Source organism: Coprobacillus sp. AF33-1AC (assembly GCF_003475785.1).
Lineage (GTDB): Bacteria > Bacillota_I > Bacilli_A > Erysipelotrichales > Coprobacillaceae > Faecalibacillus.
Genome location: NZ_QRQB01000029.1, coordinates 1 through 25,556 on the forward strand (window position 1 = coordinate 1; position 25,556 = coordinate 25,556).

The 25,556-nt window shown below is 28.6% G+C and carries 29 protein-coding genes; 24 read left to right on the top strand and 5 right to left on the bottom strand.

Features of this window, described 5'->3' with window-relative positions; translation table 11 throughout:
* Positions 1–197: 197 nt before the first annotated feature.
* From DWZ53_RS09625 to DWZ53_RS09725, 20 genes are all read left to right on the top strand, one after another.
* The gene (locus tag DWZ53_RS09625; protein ID WP_255415325.1) at positions 198–1,370 is read left to right on the top strand and encodes a VirB4 family type IV secretion system protein; all 1,173 of its coding nucleotides are present in this window, start codon (positions 198–200) and stop codon (positions 1,368–1,370) included.
* 14 nt (positions 1,371–1,384) lie between these two features.
* Positions 1,385–2,374 carry an amidoligase family protein gene (locus DWZ53_RS09630; protein WP_117792509.1) on the top strand — a complete coding sequence of 330 codons (990 nt, stop codon included), beginning with the start codon at positions 1,385–1,387 and terminating at the stop codon, positions 2,372–2,374.
* Between the two features lie 17 nt (positions 2,375–2,391).
* Positions 2,392–2,883 carry a gamma-glutamylcyclotransferase family protein gene (locus tag DWZ53_RS09635; RefSeq protein ID WP_118433915.1) on the top strand — a complete coding sequence of 164 codons (492 nt, stop codon included), beginning with the start codon at positions 2,392–2,394 and terminating at the stop codon, positions 2,881–2,883.
* Positions 2,883–3,956, top strand: coding sequence for a C40 family peptidase (locus tag DWZ53_RS09640; RefSeq protein ID WP_107029972.1), 1,074 nt, complete (start codon positions 2,883–2,885; stop codon positions 3,954–3,956). The genes DWZ53_RS09635 and DWZ53_RS09640 overlap by 1 nt, the downstream gene beginning before the upstream one ends.
* A gap of 2 nt (positions 3,957–3,958) precedes the next feature.
* A complete protein-coding gene (locus DWZ53_RS09645; protein WP_107029971.1) occupies positions 3,959–4,366 on the top strand; it encodes a hypothetical protein in 408 nt (135 codons plus the stop codon).
* Positions 4,367–4,379: 13 nt separating this feature from the next.
* Complete coding sequence (locus DWZ53_RS09650) at positions 4,380–4,988, top strand: DUF4314 domain-containing protein (RefSeq protein ID WP_118433917.1); 609 nt, start codon at positions 4,380–4,382, stop codon at positions 4,986–4,988.
* A gap of 2 nt (positions 4,989–4,990) precedes the next feature.
* A complete protein-coding gene (locus tag DWZ53_RS09655) occupies positions 4,991–5,221 on the top strand; it encodes a hypothetical protein (RefSeq protein WP_022001022.1) in 231 nt (76 codons plus the stop codon).
* Between the two features lie 996 nt (positions 5,222–6,217).
* On the top strand, positions 6,218–6,616 hold the full coding sequence (locus tag DWZ53_RS09660) for a ribbon-helix-helix protein, CopG family (protein WP_032089689.1): 399 nt from the start codon (positions 6,218–6,220) through the stop codon (positions 6,614–6,616).
* Positions 6,617–6,676: 60 nt separating this feature from the next.
* Complete coding sequence (locus DWZ53_RS09665) at positions 6,677–6,970, top strand: hypothetical protein (protein ID WP_022001019.1); 294 nt, start codon at positions 6,677–6,679, stop codon at positions 6,968–6,970.
* A gap of 54 nt (positions 6,971–7,024) precedes the next feature.
* Positions 7,025–8,968 carry a MobP3 family relaxase gene (mobP3, locus tag DWZ53_RS09670; RefSeq protein WP_118433919.1) on the top strand — a complete coding sequence of 648 codons (1,944 nt, stop codon included), beginning with the start codon at positions 7,025–7,027 and terminating at the stop codon, positions 8,966–8,968.
* A gap of 135 nt (positions 8,969–9,103) precedes the next feature.
* Positions 9,104–10,729: a DUF3991 domain-containing protein gene (locus DWZ53_RS09675; RefSeq protein ID WP_118433921.1), complete on the top strand. Its 1,626-nt coding sequence runs from the start codon at positions 9,104–9,106 to the stop codon at positions 10,727–10,729.
* 26 nt (positions 10,730–10,755) lie between these two features.
* Positions 10,756–12,495, top strand: a complete 1,740-nt coding sequence (locus DWZ53_RS09680; RefSeq protein WP_118433923.1) for a VirD4-like conjugal transfer protein, CD1115 family — start codon at positions 10,756–10,758, stop codon at positions 12,493–12,495.
* Positions 12,479–12,760, top strand: coding sequence for a helix-turn-helix domain-containing protein (locus DWZ53_RS09685; protein WP_233541875.1), 282 nt, complete (start codon positions 12,479–12,481; stop codon positions 12,758–12,760). The genes DWZ53_RS09680 and DWZ53_RS09685 overlap by 17 nt, the downstream gene beginning before the upstream one ends.
* A gap of 350 nt (positions 12,761–13,110) precedes the next feature.
* On the top strand, positions 13,111–13,302 hold the full coding sequence (locus DWZ53_RS09690) for a hypothetical protein (protein ID WP_106988536.1): 192 nt from the start codon (positions 13,111–13,113) through the stop codon (positions 13,300–13,302).
* Positions 13,299–13,757, top strand: coding sequence for a hypothetical protein (locus tag DWZ53_RS09695; protein WP_106988535.1), 459 nt, complete (start codon positions 13,299–13,301; stop codon positions 13,755–13,757). Before DWZ53_RS09690 ends, DWZ53_RS09695 begins: the two co-directional genes overlap by 4 nt.
* 382 nt (positions 13,758–14,139) lie before the next feature.
* Entirely contained in the window at positions 14,140–14,754 is a 615-nt protein-coding gene (locus DWZ53_RS09700; RefSeq protein ID WP_117347540.1) for an ImmA/IrrE family metallo-endopeptidase, read from the top strand.
* Positions 14,747–15,211 carry a hypothetical protein gene (locus DWZ53_RS09705; RefSeq protein WP_106988533.1) on the top strand — a complete coding sequence of 155 codons (465 nt, stop codon included), beginning with the start codon at positions 14,747–14,749 and terminating at the stop codon, positions 15,209–15,211. The genes DWZ53_RS09700 and DWZ53_RS09705 overlap by 8 nt, the downstream gene beginning before the upstream one ends.
* 332 nt (positions 15,212–15,543) lie before the next feature.
* Positions 15,544–15,951, top strand: a complete 408-nt coding sequence (locus DWZ53_RS09710) for a hypothetical protein (RefSeq protein ID WP_106988532.1) — start codon at positions 15,544–15,546, stop codon at positions 15,949–15,951.
* 52 nt (positions 15,952–16,003) lie between these two features.
* Positions 16,004–16,789 carry a hypothetical protein gene (locus DWZ53_RS09715; RefSeq protein WP_118433927.1) on the top strand — a complete coding sequence of 262 codons (786 nt, stop codon included), beginning with the start codon at positions 16,004–16,006 and terminating at the stop codon, positions 16,787–16,789.
* A 512-nt stretch (positions 16,790–17,301) separates the two neighbouring features.
* Positions 17,302–17,904: an ATP-binding cassette domain-containing protein gene (locus DWZ53_RS09725; protein ID WP_106988529.1), complete on the top strand. Its 603-nt coding sequence runs from the start codon at positions 17,302–17,304 to the stop codon at positions 17,902–17,904.
* A gap of 565 nt (positions 17,905–18,469) precedes the next feature.
* Here DWZ53_RS09725 and DWZ53_RS09735 read toward each other — a convergent pair.
* From DWZ53_RS09735 to DWZ53_RS09755, 5 genes are read right to left on the bottom strand one after another with little or no spacing between them, the layout of a single operon-like run.
* Entirely contained in the window at positions 18,470–19,693 is a 1,224-nt protein-coding gene (locus tag DWZ53_RS09735) for a hypothetical protein (RefSeq protein ID WP_118433929.1), read from the bottom strand.
* On the bottom strand, positions 19,690–20,394 hold the full coding sequence (locus tag DWZ53_RS09740) for a LytTR family DNA-binding domain-containing protein (protein WP_117347536.1): 705 nt from the start codon (positions 20,392–20,394) through the stop codon (positions 19,690–19,692). The genes DWZ53_RS09735 and DWZ53_RS09740 overlap by 4 nt, the downstream gene beginning before the upstream one ends.
* A 46-nt stretch (positions 20,395–20,440) precedes the next feature.
* Positions 20,441–20,992, bottom strand: a complete 552-nt coding sequence (locus tag DWZ53_RS11535) for an accessory gene regulator B family protein (protein ID WP_118433931.1) — start codon at positions 20,990–20,992, stop codon at positions 20,441–20,443.
* The gene (locus DWZ53_RS09750; RefSeq protein WP_117347534.1) at positions 20,985–21,290 is read right to left on the bottom strand and encodes a helix-turn-helix domain-containing protein; all 306 of its coding nucleotides are present in this window, start codon (positions 21,288–21,290) and stop codon (positions 20,985–20,987) included. The genes DWZ53_RS11535 and DWZ53_RS09750 overlap by 8 nt, the downstream gene beginning before the upstream one ends.
* A gap of 11 nt (positions 21,291–21,301) precedes the next feature.
* Positions 21,302–21,592 carry a helix-turn-helix transcriptional regulator gene (locus DWZ53_RS09755; RefSeq protein ID WP_106988523.1) on the bottom strand — a complete coding sequence of 97 codons (291 nt, stop codon included), beginning with the start codon at positions 21,590–21,592 and terminating at the stop codon, positions 21,302–21,304.
* 240 nt (positions 21,593–21,832) lie between these two features.
* Here DWZ53_RS09755 and DWZ53_RS09760 point away from each other — a divergent pair, with 240 nt between their 5' ends.
* From DWZ53_RS09760 to DWZ53_RS09775, 4 genes are all read left to right on the top strand, one after another.
* On the top strand, positions 21,833–21,976 hold the full coding sequence (locus tag DWZ53_RS09760; RefSeq protein ID WP_106988522.1) for a cyclic lactone autoinducer peptide: 144 nt from the start codon (positions 21,833–21,835) through the stop codon (positions 21,974–21,976).
* Positions 21,977–22,287: 311 nt separating this feature from the next.
* On the top strand, positions 22,288–23,574 hold the full coding sequence (locus DWZ53_RS09765) for a hypothetical protein (RefSeq protein WP_118433933.1): 1,287 nt from the start codon (positions 22,288–22,290) through the stop codon (positions 23,572–23,574).
* Positions 23,575–23,827: 253 nt separating this feature from the next.
* Positions 23,828–24,286, top strand: a complete 459-nt coding sequence (locus tag DWZ53_RS09770; protein WP_118433935.1) for a sigma-70 family RNA polymerase sigma factor — start codon at positions 23,828–23,830, stop codon at positions 24,284–24,286.
* Positions 24,287–24,785: 499 nt separating this feature from the next.
* Positions 24,786–25,496, top strand: coding sequence for a hypothetical protein (locus DWZ53_RS09775; protein ID WP_147358161.1), 711 nt, complete (start codon positions 24,786–24,788; stop codon positions 25,494–25,496).
* The last annotated feature ends 60 nt before the right edge of the window (positions 25,497–25,556 follow it).

Sequence of the window (25,556 nt, forward strand, 5' to 3'; positions counted from 1 at the left end):
ATAAACAGTTCTCTTTAGAATTGTCCAATAAAGTGTAACCTATCCATCTTTTAAGACAAAAAGAAGGATTTCTAGCGGTTACTCCATCGGGATATGATGGATTCAAGGAGCAGTTTGAACGTGTTCTTCCAGCATCAAGTGTTGCAAATCTTTTTCCATTTAACTATTCAGGTAAGACAGATCCGCATGGAATCTATATAGGTCACGATAAATTTGGAAGCAATATTATTGTTGATTTCAATGAAAGAAGTGACGACAGAACAAATGCCAATGCTCTTATTCTTGGAAATTCAGGACAGGGAAAATCATATCTTTTAAAACTTTTACTGTTGAATTTAAGAGAACAGGGAATGTCTTTAATAACTCTAGATCCTGAACATGAATATGAAGAAGTAACCTATAATCTTGGCGGTGTTTTTATTGATATGATGGCAGGACGATATATCATTAATGTTCTTGAACCAAAACAATGGTCAGAAGATATAGAAGATTCAGGTGAAGATGATGTTCCTGTTGCATTTAAACAGTCAACAGTTCTTGCACAACATATTTCCTTTTTAAAGGATTTTTTCAAGACATATAAGGCGTTTACAGAGGAGCAAATCGATACGTTAGAAATTATGTTGGTTAAAGTCTATCAAAGATTCAACATTAATGAAAAGACGGATCTTAGTGTTCTAGAACATGACGACTACCCTATATTGAGTGATCTCTATGATTACATTGATGAAGAATACAAACATTACAACACAAACAGAAATAACATTTATACAAGAGAGTCACTGCGTGAAATACTGCTTTTATTAAATTCAATATGTGTGGGAAGTGACAGTCGTTTCTTTAATGGGCATACCAATATTCATTCACAAAAGGTTGTGACTTTTGGTGTTAAGGATCTTTTACAGGCAAATAAGTCTTTAAAAGATGCGATGCTTTTTAATATCCTTTCCTATATGTCCAATGAGCTGTTGAAAAGAGGGTATACAGTAGCTTCAATCAATGAACTTTATCTTTTTTTAATAAATACAACAGCAGTAGAATACATTAGAAATTTTATGAAGCGTGTTCGAAAAAAGGAAAGTTCTGTTATTTTAGCTTCTCAAAATCTGGAAGATTTCAATATTGAAGGAATCAGAGAACTAACAAAACCATTGTTTTCAATACCAACACATACGTTCCTGTTCAATGCAGGAAATACGGATGCAAGATTTTATATTGATACGTTACAGCTTGAAGAAAGTGAATATGAACTTATTAAATATCCGCAAAGAGGTGCCTGTCTTTATAAATGTGGAAGTGAAAGATACAACCTTATTGTTCATGCACCAGATTATAAATCAAAACTGTTTGGTGATAAAGGCGGAAGATAGGATGATGAATATCCATGAAAAGTCAGCGTTTTGGAATAGAAATAGAAATGACAGGTTTAACAAGAAGAAGCGCTGCTTTGATTATTGCTAAACATTTTGATACAGGTTTTAGGCATGAACGTGGTATATATGATACCTATTCTGTCTGTGATCAGGACGGAAGAAAATGGAAAATTGTACGAGATGCAAGTATTACACCGCAATGTGGAAATCGATTTAACTATGATCCTGATTATAAAGTAGAGGTCGTTTCTCCTATATGTCATTATGATGATATAGAAACGATACAGAGCATTGTTCGTGAATTAAGAAGAAATGGTCATGCTAAAGTCAATGAAAGCTGTGGAATTCACATTCATGTGGATGCTTCAAAACACACTGCCAGATCATTAAGAAATATTGCAAATATTATGTATTCAAAAGAGGATCTTATCTTTAAAGCTTTAAAGGTAAGACCGCAAAGAGAAGTACGATTCTGTAAGAAAATAGATGATGATTTTTTAGAAATGCTCAATCGAAAAAAGCCAAAGGATATTGAGGAAGTTGAAAATCTCTGGTATGACGGAAATACCAGCAGAAAATACGAACACTATGATGATTCGAGGTATCATGCCTTAAATTTTCATAGTGTTTTTTCAAAGGGAACAATAGAATTTCGGATGTTTAATGGAACACTTCATGCAGGTGAAATCAAGACCTATATCCAGTTTTGTTTGGCAATATCTCATCAGGCATTGGTTCAAAATAAGGCAAGCAGAGTTAAGACACATTCGTCTAATGAGAAATATACGTTCAGGACTTGGCTTTTACGACTTGGACTTATTGGCGATGAATTTAAAACAGCACGACATCATCTTTTAAAAAATCTAGATGGATGTATTGCATGGAAAGATCCACAACAGGCAGTTATGCAAAGAGAAAGATTGCAAAGTGCACAGGAAACAAATAATGAATCATTGGAAGATGTTCAAGAAGAACTTGGAATGCACATGCAACAGATGTAAAGGAGGAACAGAAAAGAATGAAATATTATGTGGCTTATGGCAGTAATTTAAACAGGGAGCAGATGGCACACAGATGTCCAGAGGCTAAACTGGTTGGAACAGGTATGTTGTCAAATTATGAAATGGTGTTTAGAGGAAATAAAAGTAATGCAGTTGCGACTGTAGAATCAAAAAAGGGAATGGAAGTACCTGTAGGTATTTGGGAAATTTCAGAAAACGATGAGCATTTCCTTGATCGCTATGAAGGTTATCCACACCTCTACGAAAAGAAAAATTTGAGAATTTCTAATGGAACAATTACAACTGAGGCGATGGTTTATGTGATGAATGATGGTTATGAATATGGAGTACCAGGTAAGGAATACTATGAAATAATCAAGCAAGGATATAAGGACTGTTCCCTTGATGAAAAGTATTTAGATGAGGCTGTTGAAAAAATGAAAGAAACTGTTTTAAATCAAACAGAAGCAGCAATGTATCCTTATGGTTATAGAGATGTCAGACAGTAATGAAAACAAAACTTATAAAGTTAGCTCTGTCTTTTTTTAGCAGTGATGATGGCAGGAAGTTTGTCAGAAATGTAGCTGTTGTTATTATTTCACCTTTTGTTGCTATTACTGTTTTAATTGGTGCTATTTTTTCAGATGGTATTTCATTCAATCACAATCTTGTAACGGATCTGTTTGAAGGCAATCCAATTAGTGAACTTACAGGTGAAATGAAGCAATATGTTCAGGAAATACAGGATGGACTTGTGTTGATTGACAGTCATATTGACAAAATTAATCAGACTTTTACAAATGGATCATCGCTTAATATTTATCAGGTCAAAGGGTATTTTATTGGTTATATGGTTTCTTCACAGCATAAAGTATTTTCAGATGAAATGGCAGAGGCATGGGTCAACAGTTTTACAGAGGGTGAAGAAGTCAAAGTCCCTACTTCTGTAAACGCCGTCATCTATGCCAGTCTAGAAAAGAACCTGAATGAAAAACTGCTGAAAGATACAAAAAAGTCAATGGAAACCTGTTATGGTGCATTGATTGGAAATGACGGAAAAACAGTCACAACACTTTCCAAAGAGCAGATGGATGAACTGATTAAAAATATGCCTGAAGATACAAGTGAAATCAGAAAGAAAATAGTGATGCAGGCTGCGGATGCTGTTGGAAAGATACCTTATTACTGGGGTGGTTCTGCCAAGTGTGCAGGATATGATGGTAATGATTTTGGAGTAACTGTTGCTCCAGACAGCAAAGGAAGAAATAAAAAAGGACTGGACTGTTCGCATTTTGTAGACTGGGTCTATTGGACTGTTATGAACAATAATCTTGGCAATACAAATACATCAGGACAGATAAAAATGTGCAAAAAAATAGCAAAGCAAGATCTCAAAGCGGGTGATCTTGCCTTTTTAATTAACAAATCAGGAAAGACAACTCATGTAGGAATCTATGCAGGAAAGAATGCAAAAGGTGAGGCTGTGTGGATACATGAAAACAGTAACGACAGCAATGTTGCCATGAATACTGTGTCTTACTGGAGTGGTTATTACAGACTGAATATGATGGAAGGAAGATAGCAATGAATGAACAAAATGAATTTATAAAGAACTACTTGCATACAGAATATGTTGGCTGTTTAAAAACGGATCATGAAAAATGTATAGATCTTCAGTATGAAGAAATTGGAAACTTTGTACAGAATGCAGGGATGTTTGGTGATCTTGAAATCTCTATAAAGCACAATGGCTTGGTACTGTTTGATACAAATGGTATTTATATCAATAAGGTGTTTCCTAATACAGAATATTCCAGAGATTATCTTATGGAACTTATCAATTCTGTTGCGATGCAACTTCAAAGTGATTTTGATGATGGAGATATAGGACATCCAACAGGCAAAGTCAATGAGTTTATTAAAGAAAATTTTCAAGTTGATCTGTTGAATATCGAACAGGAAAATAAAATAAATTTTAGTTTGCAAATGTAAGGAGGTGAGGAAAATGAATCAAGATAAAATTAAGGAAATCAAACAGAAATATCCAAAGGGAACAAGGATCATGCTCAATTCTATGGACGATCCTCACCATCCTGTACCCTCTGGAACATTAGGAACTGTAGAAACAGTTGATGATATTGGAACAATCCATATGAAGTGGGATAATGGACAAAGTTTAGGTCTTATCGTAGGTGAAGACAGCTTCTATGTTATTGAAAGTGTTCAAAATCAAGAGAAAATACGAGAAGCCGATGAAAAAATACGTGTACTCGTTGTTGAGCCGATGAAAGAACCAAAGGTTGAATATATAGAAAATACATTGGATGATATGCAAAGAGTTGTTGGTGGTCTGATTGAAGAAATCGACTTGGGTAATAATACTGTTCTTGTCTGTAACGAGGAAGGAAAACTCATGAATTTACAGGCAAACAGACGTGTTGGCAGAGATGTTATTGCTGGCACTTTTTTTATTGCAGGAGATGATGGTTCAGAAGATCTAGTTTCTTTAACCGATGAACAGGTCAATGAATATAAAGAAAGATTTCATGAATTAGAGGAAATCGAGCAGCAAGAAGTGTTTAAAAAAATTGAAATAACGATAAGGGGGTTTTAAAAATGGTTAAACAAAAAGAGATAAAAATAAAATATCCTGAAGCAAGAGTTCGAGCAATCAACTCAAATCTTGCAAAGAAAAATACAACACTTGAAGTAGAAATTATGGAAAGCTTGAATCAAATATATAAAAAGCATGTCAAACCAGAGGTTAGAGAATTCATTGAAGAATTAGAAGGAGATGAACCTGTCGTTAGTAAAAAGCCTAGAACGATCATTGAGGAACATCCGTAAATCAATGTATCAAGGAGTGTTTGGCGGTAAATTTTGATCGTGTGCGCTTTTTATAGAAATATGGAATAAGTATGCCAATTTTATTTGTTTAAAAATGTGTGCCCTTATTTTAAAGATTTTAAAAATAGATGGATAGAATGTCCAATTTGAATTGAAAAACAAGGCTAATTTTTAAGAATGTGGCGTGTGCAGGTTAAAGAAGCGACGTCGCTTCACCTTACAACAACGGGCAATGCCCGTTGTTTCAAAGAAGTTCACAAAAGAAAAACAACGTCATTATTGAAGACAGTGCGTCAATAGTGGCGTTGTACATTAAATGTTCTCCTAGAAACAGCAGGAGATAGCAGGTTGTCAAAAACAGCGTAAGCAGAATTTTGACGAAAAATGTAGTTTGAAAATATGTGATATGTTATAATCATAAATGGAACAGCCGTATACGGTAGGTGGTTATCCTTGGTCGTCATGACGAAGGTACGCAATCCTTCGAAATTCACATTCCTAGAAGTTTTGGGAAAATCTGAAAAACGGAGGTGATGCGAATGACAACATATGAAACAGTCATGGTAGTGTTAACTTGTTTAACACTTGTCGTGTCTTTAATGATGCTTGTTATTAAATTACTTCTTATCATAATTGATAAAAGTGAAAAAAAATAACTACCTCACTCCTGGTCAAAGTATGAGTTAGTTATTTTAACAAAAATACAAAATCCAAGGACAACCGCTTACTGGCAGTTCCTTTTCTCAACTACATTATAGTTTATACAAAACTGAAAGTCAATATACCAGATATTGAGAATTGCTACCTATTAACTACCTATGCACTACCTACGACACAAATGGGGTCATTTCTGATTGCTTGAAAATTCAAGAATATTTGATGAAAAAATGAATGTAAAATTATAAACAGAATAATAAAATTGATAAATTTAAAATTATATATAATAGAGAAAAACGGATACAAAGGTATCCTTTTTTTATTGGAGGAAAATAAAATGTGAATAAGAAAAGAACAACGATTTGGCTAAGTCAAGATGTGATGGACAGACTGGATGAAATGACAAAAACAGATGACAGCAAAAGTCGAAGTGAGTTTATTGAAAGAGCAATTAAATTTTATGATGGTTACAATCGTTCAACGTTGGAAAATCAGTATTTGCCTGTTGCTATTTCAAGTGCAGTTCAAGGAACTGTTAAATCAAGTGAAGATCGTATTTCAAAATTGCTTTATAAAAATACAGTGGAGCTTTCAATGGTCATGAATGTTCTTTCAGCAATAGCTGATGTTGATAATGACACTCTTAAAAAATTAAGAGTGAAATGTATGAACGAAGTTAAAGCAACCAATGGCAAGATAAGTTTTGAAGAAATAAATAAATATCAAAAAGGTTCCTGATTCATAATAGCTATATAAAAACTGTTGTGATAGTATGTCGTCTAGAAAGGAATAATCTACATGTCAAAACAGGATGAATTTATAAAACAGCTTTATTATGGAGATGACTTATTCTATGAAAATACTAGAAAGGATTCTTCAAAAAAATGTGAGTTAAATAAAATCAGAGATGAAATTCATAAAAAAATTATGAAGGCATTGATACAAGTATATGGTGAGGAAGAAGCGAACAAAATAAATGAAGAATGGATAGGATGTTCATCAGAAATAGAAATTGAAAATGAAATAGTTATTTTTAAAGAGGCATTGTATTTGGGATATGATCTTGCAGATGTATTTTTTAATAGAAGATAGGAAGTATATGTTAGGAAACTTTAAAAAGGTTTCCTTTTTTATTTGGTAAAGATTATGGTAAGAATTATTGTTAAGTCAGGATATATGAAAGGTAAAAGTCATAAAGAATATTATGTGAATTATATTGCTACCAGAGAAGGTGTAGAAAAGTTTAAAAGTGATTATGGAAATATGAAGGCAACAAAGAAACAGCAGAAACTTATTCAGCAGCTTATAAAGGATTATCCAACTGCAACAGGAATGTTTGAATATAATGATTTCAAAGAAAATCCAACAAGAGAAAATGCCAGTGAATTTATATCGAGTGTGATTGATGCTAATCTTGATGATATTACAACAAAGGAAAATTATATAGATTATATTTCACATCGTCCTAGAGTAGAAAAACTTGGTGAGCATGGTTTGTTTTCAGATGCAGGTCTTCAATTTGAACTGAGTGATGTTGTCAAAGAAATAGGAGAACATGAAGGCAACGTCTGGACACATATCATTTCTATAAAAAGAGAGGATGCTACCCGTTTAGGCTTTGATTCAGTTCAAAGCTGGATGTCACTTTGTCAGGAAAAAAGAAATGATCTGGCAAAGGCAATGAAAATAGATCCGAATAATCTCAAATGGTTTGCTGCTTTTCATAATGAAGGTCATCATCCTCATATTCATATGGTTGCCTATTCAAAGAATCCTAAAGAGGGTTATTTAACTAAAAAAGGAATAGAGTCAATCAGAAAACAGTATGCTGGAAGTATTTTTAAAAATGATCTTTTACATATTTATGAAAATCAGACTGCCAATCGAGATGAAATAAAAAAATACAGTAAAGAAAAAGTCGTTGAAATTTTAAATGGAATGGATCATGAACATTTTGATAGTTCGCAGATCTTTAATGACCTTTTAAAGCTCAAAATGAGCTTGAAAGATTACCATGGAAGAAAGATGTATGCCTATATTCCAAAGGAATCAAAGCAGATCATCAACGACATTTTAAGAGAGCTGGAAAAGGATGAAAATATTGCACAGCTCTATGAACAATGGTACCTGTATAAACAACAAGTCAATGAAACATATAATGACACTATCCTTGAACGTTTACCACTACTTGAACAAAAAGAATTTAAAAGCATCAAGAATATGATTTTAAATATGGTCATGCAGGATTTTGAAGATATTCACAATTTCGGCAATAGTGAATTGGATGATGTGACTAATGAATTAGGTGTGGAATTTAATGAAGAAAATAGTTTGTTGGAAGAATATAAAATAAGGCGGGACTATAGAAAAATAGGTGATATCAATTTAGCAATTAAAAACAATGAATTTGAAATGATTCCAGAAAGTATAGAATGGCTTGAAAAATGTGAACTTCCATTAGCTAAATATATACTTGGTAAAATCTATCATGATGGATTCTATATAGATCGTGATTTGGATAAGGCAATAGAATGTTATAAACAAAGTGGTGATAACAAATTTGCTTATAACCGACTTGCAAATATCTATAGAGAATTAGGAGATAATGATTTGTATGTTCATTATCTTTATCAGTCGGCAGAAGAAAATTTTTCAGTAGCACAATTTAAAATTGGTAAAATTCTTGTTGAAGGTGAAGTTACTGAAAAGAATGTGGAGCAGGGAATTTATTATCTGAATAAAGCCTGTGAATATAGAAATGAATATGCACAGTATTATTTAGGCAAAATGTACCTTTTAGGAAAAGATGTTGAAAAGGATAAAGAGAAAGCCATAGAACTATTAACATTGGCCGCTGAAAATGGAAATGAATACGCTAAATATTTTTTAGATCATATAGATGATATAAAAGAAGTTCCATTAAGTATGATGACAACAAGAATGTTTCGTCATATTGGAAGAATCATTGAAAATGAGTTGCCAATAAGAAATACCATTCTTACAGGAGTCGAACATAAACTCAAACAGAAATTAATAAGAAAACGAAGTGCAACGGGTCATAGGGAAGATGATCATTCACTTCGTTTTTAATTTGAAGAAAAAGGTGAAAGATATGAAGGATAAAATTAAAAGTATTACGCATATACAAAAAGATGAGTCTATGAAAGTAAAGTCAATCAAAGGCAAAAAGCAAAATAAAAAGAAAAAAGCAAGGAGGCATCAGTAATGGCACGAATGTTCAGTGAAGAACAGATTGCAATGGCTAATTCAGTTGATATTGCATCTTTTCTTCAAATGCAAGGTGAAGCACTTATAAAATCAGGAAAGGATATGAGATGGGCAAGACATACAAGTATTACTGTAAGAGGTAATCGCTTTTATGATTGGAAGGCAGAAGCAGGTGGTTATCCAATAGCATTTGTTCAAAGATATTTTAACTATAATTTTAAACAGGCTGTGGAATTTCTTCTATCCAATGTAGGTGACCTTCAAATGTCAGTTCCTTATGAAAAAACAGAAAAGGCAGAATTTAAACTTCCTGAAAAAAATGAAACTTTAAACAGGGTCTATGGGTATCTTTTGAAAACAAGATTTCTTGATAAGGAAGTCATTGATGAATTTGTAAGAAAAGGTTTGATCTACGAAGATAAGGAATATCACAATGCTGTATTTGTTGGTTTGGATGAAAATGGTGTTGCTCGTCATGGACATAAAAGAGGTACTGCAACTTATGGTAAAAATCAGTCATTTAGAGGAAATATAGAAGGCTCTGATCCATTATATCCGTTTCATTATAAAGGATCATCCAACAAGGTCTATGTTTTTGAAGCACCGATTGATATGCTTTCCTATATTTCTTTAAACAAAGAGAATTGGATGGAAAACAGTTATATTGCTTTGAATGGACTTTCTAAAATAGGACTGGATCATTTTTTAGATGTTTATCCAAATATTAATGAAATTTATTTGTGTCTGGATCATGATATTGCAGGTATCGAAGGAGCAGAGAGAATAAGTGATTTTCTAAATGAAAAAGGCAGTTACACTATTTCATGTATTCGTGCAAGAAATAAAGATTTTAATGAAGATCTGAAAGAACAAAACAATGTTGAATTTATTAAATCAACGGACAGTCCCAAATATCAGGAAGCAATGAAATATGTTTCAAATATCAAAAGTGATTTTAAAACAATTGTAAAAGACAGATTTCAAGAAGATGAATTTGATTCGCTTTTTGCCAAGTTCTATTATTCTTTTAATGGAAAAGAACCACGAGATGATTTTAAGTTTCAGACGCAGTTGGATAGACTTTTAAAAATGACAATGATCCATGAGCATTCTCTTTTAGGATTCTCTCATCCATTATCAGATAATTCACCAGTCTGGTCATATTTAAAACAGGATTATAGAAGTTATAGGGACAATGGCAATACAAAAAAGATGTTTGAAAATGTTTGTCAGTCAGTAGCTGACTATAAAAACTGTGTTAAAGAAAATAACAGAAATAATCTAGTAAAGGCTTGTAGAAATTTATCTGCAGGTCTTTTTTATATGGATGTTCATTATAGAAGGGAGATTTATAAAGCTATGGAAAATAAACAGGCATATGGTCTTCTTGAAGAAGAACGACCAAAGGCAAAGATGATAGGTGAAGATGGAAATATTTTTAATCTTATGGGGATTGCTTCAAGAACATTAAAAAGTGCAGGGTATGAAGAAAAAGCCAACGAGATGTTTGAAAGAATAACTTTCAATGCGAAAAGCTATGATGAGGCTTTGAATATTATCAGTGAATATGTTGAACCAGTTGAAAATTATGAGGAGTCTTTTCAAATGAAAGGATTTGAATGAATAGGTGAAGAAGGTGAGAAAAAAAGATGACAAAATCACAAGGAATATTTATAGCGTTTGGTATTTTATTTTTTCTTTTTATAGGATGTGCCGTGTATTTTAACGGAAACTATAATCTGAATAAGATCAAATCAAAAACAGTCGGTGATGGACAATACGGAACAGCGCGATTTGCGACAGATAAAGAGGTTCATCAAAGTTTGAAGTATATTGAATTTGACAGTGTGAAGTGGAGAAAAGGTATTGATCTTCCAAAATCACAGGGATTGGTTGTAGGAAGTAAAATAAACCTTGGAAAAACATTTGGATATGTTGATTGTGATGATATTCATTTGTTGATGATTGGTGCAGCTGGTGTTGGAAAAACAGCCCATTTTTTATACCCAAATTTAGAATATGCCTGTGCCAGTGGTGTCTCTTTTATAACAACGGATACAAAAGGTGATCTGTATCGTAATTATGGTGGAATTGCTCATGATTATTATGGGTACAATATTTCAGTTATTGACTTAAGAAACCCCCTTTTTTCAGATGGGAACAATATGCTTCATATGGTCAATAAATATATGGATCAGTACAAACAAAACAGAAATGATTTGTCTTTAAAAGCCAAGACAGAAAAGTACGCCAAAATAATTGCTAAAACAATTATCTTTTCTGATGGAGAAAGTGCATCAAGCTATGGTCAAAATTCATTCTTTTATGATTCAGCAGAGGGACTTCTTACAAGTATCATCTTAATTATTTCTGAATTTTGTGATGACGGAGAAAGACATATTGTCAGTGTATTTAAACTTGTTCAGGATCTGTTGAAACCTTCTGGAATAAAAGGGAAAACACAGTTTCAGATCTTGCTTGATTATTTGCCTGACAACCATAAAGCAAAGTGGTTTGCTGGTGCTGCTTTGAATACAGGAGAACAGGCAATGATGTCTGTTCTTTCTACTGTTTTATCTCGTTTAAATGCATTTATTGATTCTGAAATCGAACAGATATTGTGTTTCGAAACTACAGTTGATATAGAGAAATTCTGCAGTGAAAAATCTGCAATCTTTTTAGTAATGCCTGAAGAAGATAATACAAAACACTTTTTGATTTCTCTTTTTATTCAACAGTATTATCGTGAAATTTTGGCTTGTGCTGATAGTCAGGGTGGAAGATTAAAAAGAAAGGTCATTATGTATCTCGATGAAATTGGAACTATCCCTAAAATTGAATCAGCAGAAATGATGTTTTCGGCATCCAGATCAAGAAATATTTCCATAGTGGCAATTATTCAATCATTGGCACAGTTAGAAAAGAATTATGGAAAAGAAGGAGCGAGTATTATTGTGGATAACTGTCAGGATACACTATTTGGCGGTTTTGCACCTAATTCAGAAACAGCGAAAGTAATGAGTGAAAATCTTGGATCAAAGACTGTTATGAGTGGATCGGTTAGTAAAGGAAAAAATGATCCATCGCAGTCTTTACAGATGATAGAAAGACCTCTTATGACAACAGATGAATTAAAGAGTATGCCCAAAGGTCATTTTATTTTGATGAAGACAGGAATGCATCCAATGAAAACAGTATTAAGATTATTTATTAAGTGGAAGATAAAATTGGACAAGGAATATCAGGTTAATCAAAGAGTACAAAGAGAAGTTAAATATGCTGATATCGATAAGATTACATCAATCTTGAAATATAAATTTGAAAAGGATGACAATATAAAACTTGATATAAAAAAGATAATAAATGAGGCAGGTGTTAAAGTTGAATAAGGATTATATGTATTTTTATACAAAAGTATCAAGTGCAAATGTAACACCGTCAGGAAGAATGGTATATAGAGCATTACTACGATACGCTAATAGAGAAACATGGTCTTGTTTTCCGTCAGTTAAAACAATTGTTAGTGATACAGGACTTTCAGAAAGAACAGTAAGAAAACAAATAAAGATACTTGTAGAAGAAGAACTTATAATAAAAGTCCCTAGAAAAAGAGAGAACAATGGAAATACATCTAATATGTATTTTTTTAATTGATCTTTATCCTGGGATAACTGTAATAATATAAGTGCATAGGGATGGTGCAGTTAAGACATCCCTGTAACTAGTTGCCTAAAAATTATTACAGAAAAGTAATTATTAATTGTATAAATATAATATAAGTGATAAATCGGTTAACAATTGTAGTTGGTATTCATGCATGTTAAACGGATTTTTAACCACTTAATCAATTAATCTTTTTTTTGTAACAGCGCAATTGTAATATTAATATAAACAAGAAAAAAATAGAAAAAAGTCATATTTAATAAAAAAGTAGGTGCGATTATTTTTTATTATTTAAAATGATTGATATTTTTACTATTAAATAAAAAAGGGAGGAATATTCGATGGCAATTGCAGTAGCAGAAAAAAGAAAACAACCAACAAAAAAACGTGATGATTATGAAGCACCTTCAAGAAATGGTAGGATACATCATAGTAGAAGATTACCAGGTAATAATAATAAAAATAGGTATCCACCGGTCTTTGAACCAAATGGTTCAAATGGTTCTCAATCGAATTCAGGAAGTAATAAATGAACAAAGATATAGAAATAAAATTTTTGAATGACTTAACAAAAACAAGGGATGATTATATTGATCAAGAAAATTCTATGAAAAAGTGTTTAAAAATAAGTTCTTATATAAGAGCAATATCATTATTGTTGATACCAGTTTTCACTTTTTGGAATTTTTTAAATGGAGGTCTGGTAATTATTTTAACTGCAATTATATCTTTTACAGAGTTTTATATTAAGTTTAATAAATTTGATTATAAGCTAAATTTATTAAATATAGTTATTACAAATTTAGATATGGAATACTATCTGTATCATAATATGTGCGGCTGTTATTCATCAAAAAACAATAGTAAAAACTTCAAATTATTTGTAAAAACTACAACGTTAATGGTTAAAGAAATAGAACTAAAGCTTAATAATAAATATGATATGGATGCAGCAAAAAATATACGATATACATCAAAAGATAATTAAAAAATATAGGCTATTATTAATAAATAGTAAATTTTTTTAAGGAAAGCTTCTTCATTAGAGAGAAGTTTTTTTATGTATAAAAATTAATAAATTCTCTTGAAATTTTATTGATTTAAAATAAAATTAAGTAAAAATGGAATAAAATAAAAATTTTTCTTTACATATTCACGATTTTCTGGTATATTTACAACTCCGTTAATTCTTGATATAATCAATAATGATATTAGAGATGTTTCCTCAATAATTAATTTGTAAAACTTTAATGGTAATATACTAGAAATTATTAAACACGTATAGCCGTTGTCAATCACTATAAGTAATGCATTCGTTTTACATTTTTTTTGTTAACCAAGATATATAATCTTGGTGGAGGTGAAAGGAGATGATTTGGATGTGCATTGAAATTGAAAAATATAAGCAAGCACATAATTATGATTTTTCCAATTATTTTGATAGTAGTCAAATCGATGATGATGCTGAAGCTTTACTAAACGATTTTTTGAGTAATCCGAATTATAACTTGAAATTGGATAAAAGAAAAGTACCGATTATAGAACTTGCTAAAATAATGGGATTTAAAATCTATACAGCAAAATTCAAAGATAGAAATCTTTCAGGAACAATTGGTATTTCTAAAAAATTAGTTAATCGATATAAAAGTGATAAGGTTATTATTTTAAATAATCAGGATACAGATGAACATATTCTTTTTACTTTATGTCATGAGTTAGCACATTATATTTATGATTATGAAAGTAATGCTCATAATGAATATTCAAATACGTATAGAACAAATGAGGCTATTAATGCTAAAGAAATGAGAGCAAATCGTTTTGCTGCTTCTTTATTAATGCCAAAGGAATCTTTTAAAGAAGCTTACTCAGAATTATCTAATAATATAGATGATAAGAATATTATTGTTCAAGGGTTATCTGATGCGTTTAATGCACCTAAAACTGCTGTTCGTATACGAATGAAGGAAGTATTAAATGTCTAATGAAAATAGACTAAATGATTTTTCTGAAGATTTTGATTCAGAAGAATTAGAAAATGCTGACTCTATAGATGAACTACCACATAATAGAAAAGATGAAAAAGAATTAGATGAGAGAAATAAAGTATATACAAAAATACTAAATAATTATTCTAAATATTTAGAAGAAACTTTAAACGAAAATAGAATAAAGAAAAAATATGTTATATATTCAATGATTGCTATTTTTGTTATAATTGCTGTTGTGGTTTGTATTATTGCATTCCGTAATGAACCGTTGGCAACAATTTCAGCGGTTATTTCATTTATTAGTGCAATTATTGTTATTCCAACAAAGATAGTAGAGTACTTATTCAATCCAAAAGAAACGGAGCAAATTAGTGAAATCATTAAAAATATTCAAACGTATGATAAAGCCGTTCGAGATGATTTATCAAAAGAGAAAGATGGTAATAACTAATTTTGGTTTTGTTTATATTAATATGGCTATTATAAAAGAAAAGTTTAAGAAAAAAGAGAACAATTGCTAATTTTGTTCTCTTTTTATTTATATAAGAAAATAGAAGGTTGCACTATATAAAAATATGCTACTTATTTGATTGTTAGAATTTAATATATTTAATTGAATAAAGTAAAACTAAAAATAATTTTGGAGATTTAATTATATATTTTTAGACATAAAATTGCATGTTAAACATAAATCATACCTGTTGAACAAGTTATGTTTACTTCTTTTTATAGATAAATAATAATGAAGTTGTGAAGGAAAGTAATAAGAGGAGAAAAACTAATATGAAAAAAATAATAACAACTATTACATTATCATTTGTAATGTGCTTAATGTTTTTAGGAAGCACTTCTGCATTATCATGGAGTTCATCAGAATCGTTAACTGTACCATCTTGGGGTGCTATGAGTAGTCCTACATCAGCTTCAAAAAATAAAACAAAAACATGTAGTTATGGATATATAGAAAAAACAGTAGATAACTCAACTTTTGCGAAATATGGAGATTTTTATAAGGGTGGAAGAATTTCAAAATCATATTATCAAATTTATTTAAATAATCAAACAAGAATTCATTACACAGATGCTAATGCGAAAAAAACAATTTCATCTGTAAAAGCTAGAGTATGTGGATCAAATTACGAACCATCTGCTGGAACAAGAATTTCTATAAAATTCTCGGCTGACAATTAAATAACTATTATTAAAACTACTTTCCTTTACTTCTATTAGAGAGGTGAAATTAATGATTAAAAGAAATTTAAAAAAAATCATTATGATTCTTTTTATTGTAATATTTGGAATATTTTTTATTGATAGCTATATGAGTACCGGAGTCGAAGAAGATTTTTTTACAGATATTTACCTATATTTATGGAATGGAAACTTGAATATTGTTTTTTTACTAGTATTCTTGGCAATTTTTCATGAGTTATGTGTTATGGATAGTTACAAAAAAATATATAATCATTTTGATAGATATGTTATTACACGAATAGGATATAAAAATTTTTACAAAAAAGAATTTTCAACAATATGTTTAAAAAGCTTCTGCTACTATTATCTACTACATGGAATCATGTTACTGTATTGTTTGGTACGATATGGTTATAGAACATCTACTAACATTGAACTTTTTAAATATCAATTATTTAGTAGTAATCCATTAACCAACCTTATTTTATTTATTATAATATCTTCCTTTGGATTAATGATATTGAACTATTTTATATTTTCGTTAAGTTCATTTGTAAAAAATATTTATTTATATAGATTTACTTCGATAGCATTATTATTTATTACAATTTTAGTATCTAATATTTTTAGCATTATTATTCAAAATTTATTCGAATCAACTGAATTAATAAAAACAATAGGTCAAAGTCTTATGGTAACAAGCTTATTGCAACCAGGTATGGGATTTATGATGTATGGTTTTTTGAATTTCTCAATAGCAGCAATTATATATATTATCTTAACTATTACAGCAATATCGATAGCCATTAAATATAGGATGGAATACGATGGTTAAAACATTAAAACAAAGTTTATTAATTTTTATATTATCAAATTTATTAATTTTATGGCTATATTTATTTAATAATTTTTTTGTTGTTGATGTTTTAATTGTAACTTCAAATATCTTTTCTTTTGTTTTGAATAATATATATATATGTTTGTTATTTAAAACAATTAATTATTATAATTCAATAAAAAATTTTATTATAGTTCGAATTGGAAATAAGAAATTTGATGAGATCGTAATATCAAGATTATTTCGAACAAATCTATTAACAATAATATTAGGATATATAGTACCTATATTTTTGTATTTTAATAAATTTTATAGTTATTATCGTTATATTACATTTATCATAATTCAGTATTTTTTATTTACGCTATATATGGCAATCACTTTTTTATATGTGAAAATCACTAACAAATATTTAAAAACATTATTATTTTTGTTACCTTTTGTAATAAATATTGCTATTCAAATTTTCTTTTTTCAATTCTATTATTAATTTAAAGGAGCAACTGATCATGATTTGTTTAAAAAATGTATCTAAAGAATTTAACAAAACTAAAGTTTTAAGTGATATTAATCTAAATATAGATGAAGGACAACTGATTAGAATTGTTGGAAATAATGGTTGTGGGAAAACGACCTTGTTAAAAATATTAGCAGGAATATTAAAAGCAGATGATGGAGATATTACTTATAGTGAAGACTGTAATATAGGTGCAGTTATTGAGAATCCATCATTTATTGAAAATGAATCATTATTATATAATTTAAAGTTTTTATATAATTTGAAAAATAAATTTTCATACGATATATGCGAAAAATATTGTGATTTATTTTCATTAGATCTTAATTCAAAAATTGCTATAAAAAAATACAGTTTAGGAATGCGACAAAAAGCAGCAATTATTCAATCAGTTATGGAAAATCAAAATGTAATATTATTAGATGAACCAACTAGAGGATTAGATAATGATAGCATGAATCAATTTGATAATTTAATAAAAGAGCTGAAGCAAGAAGGAAAAACAATTATAATATGTGCTCATGACGGAGTTGAAAATATAGCTTTTGATAGAGTCCTTGAAATAAAAAAAGGTAAAATAGAAGAAAAGTGCTAAAGTATAGATTTTTATGTTTGAGTTTTGTTCTAAAAATACTTATATATTCGATTACTCCAACCAGTAAGTATTATATTTTACTCAGTCAAGGATGTCCGTTAAATATTATTCATTTTTCTATAATGTCTTTAGTACTGGTATCTGATATTATGTTTTTAATTGATTATACTTATTATTATATTAATTTAGAATGTTTTATTACTGTAAGAATAGAGAAAAAAAAGTACTATGCAATTATTTTGAAAAAATTGATAGGTGGAATAATACTACTAATAATTTCTTCTTTTTTAATTCCATACTATAGTGTTGATTTATTTTTTCTTATTATATTAGATAAACTCAGTCTATTAATTGTTTTTTTTCTTATACTAATAACATGTTTAAAATATAAAAAAACAGATGGTATAGTACTTTGTTATTTTATTATGGTATTATTAAGATACATGAAAACATTTTTTTAATTATAGTTAATAATTAAAAATAAAAAGAGAATCATAAAAAACCATTATGAATTGTAAGGTTTTCGAGAATCTCTTTTTTTGTTATATGTATGGTTGTTTCAAAATTAACTAGGAATATCAAAAGTTATTAGAATACTGATAAACAAATTATCAATATTTCTAATGCTTAAAGAATTATATTTATTAAACAAGATTTCGTTTATATTTTTTTCGATATTATATTTATCAATTGAAGATGCAGAATAAAATAATTTAAGAATAATTTTATTAGCTGTTTTTACCGATTTTATTATTATAATTTTATCAGAAGTAGCAACTTGTAAACAAGAATCGATAGATAAATTAATGAGATATTCAAATAGATTTAGTTGTGTATAATAATCTAAATTTTTGAAATCACTATATTTAATTACAGTTTTAATGTCAATGTTATAATCAATAATTTTTGTTAAATTATTATTTATAACATAGTTTAAAATATATGAGTTACTGTATATTGCATTAAACTCTTTAAAAGCTGTATCAGATAATTTATTTAAAACATTGGTTGCTTCTATATAATTTGAATCGTTAAATAAAGAATTTAATTGACTACAAGTATGAAGGAGATTGTGTAAAAATTTAAAATTATAATCATAATGTTGAGATAATAAATCAAGTTTAGAATTTATTAATTCTTCTTTTTGTTCTGCAATTTGAAGTTTGTGTTTCATGTTTGTTGAATTAATAGCAGATATGAAAATAATAAATAGAATAATATTTGATACTGCTAATCCTGCAGTTGTTAGCAAGACATGCGGACTTATGTTCAATAAATCAAAATAGTCATCTGAATCTAATAAGAAAATGATGCTTATAATAGGAAGAATAAGTGCAAGCCAAGTATATTTTGGCAAATTGTCTGCTTGGATAAGTTTTAAAATTCTAACATAAAAAAACACAAAAATTGCTAAAATAGTGTTAGAGAAGATAGTTCCAAGCAAAAAACCATGTGAAAAAGCATTGCGAGTTATTTCTATAAATAAAATATTATTTAAACAGAATGCAACAAGTATTTCTGATATTACTTGTATTAAGAAAAATGGTACAATAATCATAATTTTTTGAATTGGTTTTCCTTCGAATTGAATAAAAACATAAAGAAAGTACATGATTAATAAAAAAATACCTTTAAATGGTGATGCTCCAGTATGATTGATAAAGCTTTCAAGTGTAATAAAAATGAATAAAATAGCCAAATATTTATTTTTAGAATATTTAGATGATAAAAAAGAATTTGCAATGTAACTAATTAAAAGAAATGCGATAACATTAGAAATAATAATCATAGCATTTCATGTAGAAAATCATTATATTTTTGATCAAATTCTTTTTTATAATGTCTAGAAAGTGGAATTGTCTCATTATTGATTAAAACAATTTCATTTTTATTAAATGCACTAATATATTCAAAGTTTATTAAATAGGCTTTATACGAATAGGCAAAACCATATGTATTCAATCTATCATACCAATACTTCAATGTACAATTAGTAGTAATTATATTTCCACCTATTGTATGTACGTTTGATTTTCTATTTAAAAATTCTATATATAATATATCTTTAACAAAGATTTTATAAGGACTTATTTTTTCATCATAGAAGCCAAGAGATTTTTTTATATATTTTTTTATTATTGCATTCATTTCTATATTAAATTCAAGTTGATTAATTGGTTTGATAAAGTATCTATCAGCATGGATTTTATAACCATCGATGGCATATTTTGAATAGTTTGTTGTTATTATGATTCTGCAATCATGTTTTATATTTTCTAATTCTAAACCAATATCAATTCCATTTTCATTATTGATTTCCATATCTAAGAAAAGCAAATCTGCTTTCGTAATATTTTGGATTAAGTCTTTTTTGTTTTTACAAATATAAGTTTCATAATTTTGCTTTGTTTTTTCAAAAAAATTATTTAGACAAAGTAAAAGATGATCGATATCTTTTTGATGGTCTTCATAAATTAATATATGTATCATAAACTTCAACACCTCTTAATAATATTGTAACAAATTAATATAAATATTAAAGTATTCTTTTAATATAAGAGATACTAAGGCTACATATAGAAATGATATTAGCAAAAAAAATAAAATTTAATATTGTAGAAAATGTATATATTTTGGCTAGACCAATAACTCCTATGTATATTATTTCAATGAAAAGAGATGTCTTTTTGTATAATTTTAATTGCTTATCATTTAGTCGCTTATTTGGATGATCAATAGGTGCAATTAAGATTGTTTCTATTATTAAAATTATGCTAGTTAAAATAATTATCCAAATGTTAATATTATAATACCTAGATAAAAGAACAGGTATTATAGAAACTGTTGTCGATATAAGTATGCATACAACATTGTTTGAAAAGTGGAAACCGCCAATATATTTACGTAAGGGGATATATAGAAATAAGAAAATAATTGTTTGAAAGACGCAATGATAGTATACAGCTATACTTAAAGTTATAATTAGATAAAATAAATAATGTACAAAAATTGACCAACCATAGTGATATAAATCCTCGGCAATATCAATGTTATTTTTTTTTAAAATGTTAAAAATTATTTTATTCATGTTTTTCCTTGTTATTTATATCATTAAAATAGTTTATTAATTGTAATAAAATTTGATATTCTCTATCATTTATATCACGAACAGATAATTCTAAAGGGTGATTATCTTCTATTAAATAATCAGTTGTAATGTTACACACTAATGCAATCATTGTTATATGAGCAATTGTTGGGACTGATAATCCTTGTTCCCAGTTATTAATAGTTCCTCTAGTAACATCGATTTTCTTTGCAAATTTTTCTTGACTTAGATCTAGTATATTTGTTCTTAAAAATTTTATTTTATCTGCTATATCCATAATAATTATCCTTACTTATTGTTTTTCATTTGTTTGTATAATTCGAAAATAAGATTTCTTTGCTCCTCTGTGAGCGTTTCAATATTTAAGCCCTTTCTACTTTCATTGAATAAAATCATTTCAGAAGAAGTATCGAGAATATTCATAAGTTTTATTACTTTATCTAATTGAATTGTTCCGCCTCCAGCTTCCCAACCTTTTAATACACTCTCGTTTATTTTTAATAGGGCAGCTAGTTCAAGTGTTTCCATTTTCTTGTTTTCTCTTGCTATTTGTAGACCAGATTTATTTATGTTTGTCATAATGTATATCACCTTATTAATAATTGATTATAGATATAGTATATTTTGAATTTATTTAATTGTAATATACATAAATTTGTTAAAATGGTTTAATTTATACAAAATATATTAAAAATGTATAGTTAAATACAATTATTACAAATGTAACTGCACTTTAGTAAAAAAAGATGAATCATAATCATAATCACTTTAAGAAAACATTAATAGATGTTATTCTTTTTTTGAAAGGAAGGGTCGGTCATGAAGAACTGTAAACAATATTTTTTAAAAACATTTGCTTTTTTGTTATCATTTTTAGCTATTTCATCTGTTAATAGTGCTTGTGCTGTTTTATTTGGACAAGAAAAGGAACCAGATAGTTTGGCACGATATAAAAAGTGTTAATTTTATTTAGAGTGTATGTTAATTTCGATATCATCAGTGTTTTTTACATTGATGATATTTAGTTATTAAGAAAATTATTTATGAAGCTTCCCTTAGTTTTACATGGATTATCAAGCAAAAAGATTTGTTTAAAAAATGGGAAATACAAATTTAAATATTCTTTTGAATTAAAAAATAAAAAGTGATATCAAAAAATAAAATATTGAAAAAGAAGAGACCCATGTTTTATTTTATTGATAAATAATGCTTTTTAAATCGTTAATAGATATTTGAATTAAGTAGTTTTAATAAAGAAGAAGGAGGAATTTGATTTGAATGAAGACTTAAAAAATGTAGATGATTTTTATAAAGAGTTTGATGAAACTTGTACAAAAAAGGCAGTCATAAATGAATTAGGAAAATTATACCCATATGTTTATTATATAGAGGTAGCACTAATTTATTTAATTGTAATTGGTTATTACTTATATAAATTTGTAAAAAATGGTTTTAATTTTGAAGAATTTAGTTTAAACAGCACACAAGCAATCTGGCATTATGTAGTTACTTTGATAGCATTTATGTTTGTAGCAATTGTTATTATAGTAGTGGGTGAAGTAATACTGATTAAAAAAATAAAAAAGAAAAATGATATAACACAAACAGGTTATCAATTGTTTTTTAATACGATTAGTATACCAAATGTCAATAAGACAATTGAAAATTTATTAGAAAAAAAGAGAAAAGAATTTGTAAGGAAAAATATGAATTTATATTCTAAAGAAGAAATAATAAATATTTATAAATTCACCAGAGATGATATCAATAATATTTCATTAGAAATATCTAACACATCAAATTCTGGTACATATGTTTCTTTTTTAACAATTCTTGTAACTGCTTTTTTTACATGGTTTCTAAATGAATCAGATTTTAGTTTTAAAAATGGTTATGATCTTTTAATTATTGCAGTTGCAATTTTCTTTGTAATCCTAGTGGTTTATTTATCATACAGATTTTTAATTTATATATATAATTTATTTGAATCCTATTTCTTACTAAGTGTTTTAAAAAAAGAAGAAAAGGAAATGAAACAATTTTCACATTTTATAAAAAAAGTGATTATTAATTATGACTATTATAAGGAGGAGATTAAGTGTATGAATGATAATGTTCCAAAGAATGCAGTATTAACACAAGAAGATAAGGATAGATTACATGAAAGACCATATTTCACATTTGTAGAAGCAAATCGTTCTTCATTATCAAATAATTTATTTTTTATAGATTTAACATTTAAAAATGATGGGATGGAAAAATCTTTTAGAACATATCCGGAATCAAATGGTAAAACAAATATTTTAAATAAAACTGTTAGTTTTAAAAGAGTAGAACCTAATAGAACACCTGTTATAAAGGTTGATCAAGAGTTTACAACTACATGGTGCTTTGATGATGCTAAAAATTTCGAAAATTGTATGGTTACTGTAGTTATTGAATTTCTAGATGTTTTAGAAAGAAAATATACCCAATCTTTTGAGATTGCTTTATCAATGGTTAATGGAGAAATTCATGGAGATGCAATAAGATATAGTGATCCAATTCTTAAAAATGAATAAGTAGTTAAAAATATAAAATTCAGTTATCAAGGGTACAACAAAATTTATATTTTTTGAATTTGTACCCTTTTTTTATACGTAAATTATTATTAAAAATTAATAATCGTATCGGTAGTGAAATTAGACGAAGTCTGAAGCACTACTTTTTTTATCCCCTGCTTTAGACATTGTCTATTAAAGGGGATGTATTTGTGCATAAAATCAGATCTCCTCCTGATTATCTTCAGCCAAAAAAATACAGGAGGAAGATAGGATGGAAAACGATTATAAAAGAAATTATTTTTGGATCAAAAGAGATCTTAAAGGACACAAACACTATTATTTTAAAATAAAAGGTCAATACCATGAGGTATCGGAAGAAGTATATAAAATTTGTTACAATTCATTTAAAAAAGAAGAACGTGAAAAAGAAAAGAGAAATGAGTTTAAAGTATCCAGTTTAGATCAGTTAGATAATAATAATATAGCGCTTGTAGATAAGATTGCTGATAATAATAATCAATATGATACTTTTAATGTCAATGAAGAAGTTGAGAATGTAATGAATATTATTAATCAACTTTCAGAAGAAGATAAGAATCTTATTACGAATCTTCTTATCAAGAATAAAACAGAAAGAGAACTCTCTGCATTGATGGGTGTTTCTCAACCAGCAATACATAAACGTAAAAAAAGAATAATAGAAAATATCAAAAATAAGTCAAAAAATTAACTTGTTTTTTTTATTGGGTTATCAAGTAATAAAAAAATGTCCAGTTATATATGAGGGGAGTTATTAAGCATCTCCTCTCAAGAGGACATTGAAAACAGAATAGTCTGAATCAGCAACAAAAAGTTTTCTAGCACGTTGATAGTTGCGCCAAGAGAATATGTGAACATAGAAATATAAGGTCACAATAAAATGTGAACTTTTTTCTCTGTTTCGTATTGGAGCGAGAAACAACTGATCATAAAAAGGTAGGGATAGACCTTTGCCGATATGAAAACGTAAATGATACTTCACTCTATTCAACAGTCGAGCGTGAACAAACCGTCGCAACAATTGAGGAGTGGTCTTTGACACGTGTGTCGTATGTTCTTGATGATCCTATACAGAAGCTGGTTTGGACATTGGAAAAAAGATTTGAACCGATACGTTTATTGATAGATCGTGACACCTGTAAAAAAATGCAGGTGTCATCATTGTGTTAATAAAGGAAAGGATTGATCTTATGAAAAAAGTACATATTTTAACACAAGAAGAAAATAAACTTTCTTCGAACCAGTTAGAGGAATATATGGAATTCGCTGCTAAAAACAATTATGAACTTACTGGAGAATTGCATTTTCATTTTTCCAATGCTTTTTATGAACCAGAGAAGTTTGTGAATACAATAAAGGATCTTACAACAAGCAGAACATTTGTTACTGATGGTGACTGTATTGTGTTTGCTAATGCATTCAATGATGGAAGACTTCTTAAGGCATTTGAAGATAATGGCTTTGAAGTCTATGAACGTGACAGTGGCCGTCTTATTCAGGATGTGTTCAATGAATTCAACGAAAGACAGGTTCATACTTTGAAAGCTGTAATTAACAGTGCATTAGAATCAGCTGTTAATAATAAGCCACTGTTTGTAACAAGCAATTCAAACAGTGAAGCCACTCATGATTGTGTACGAGAATATGTATCCAAGTATGACTTGGATCATGCTGTTGTTATTCAACTTTCAAATCTGAATGAAGAATTTAAAAAACAGATTGGAGATGTCATAAAAAATGAAAAGTGTGACCATCTGGTACTTATTGAACCTGATTCTTTTTCAAAACAAATGCAACAGGATGTTGTTGACTTTGCATCGGAAAATAATCTGAAAGTAGACAGTTACTATGCACAGCCAGAAGTTGAAATTTCATTACAGATGAAAGGCATGGTTAATTGATTGAATGGATATCTTTTGGATTGTCAACACTTTTTTGGACACTTTTTATGAGAACGCACG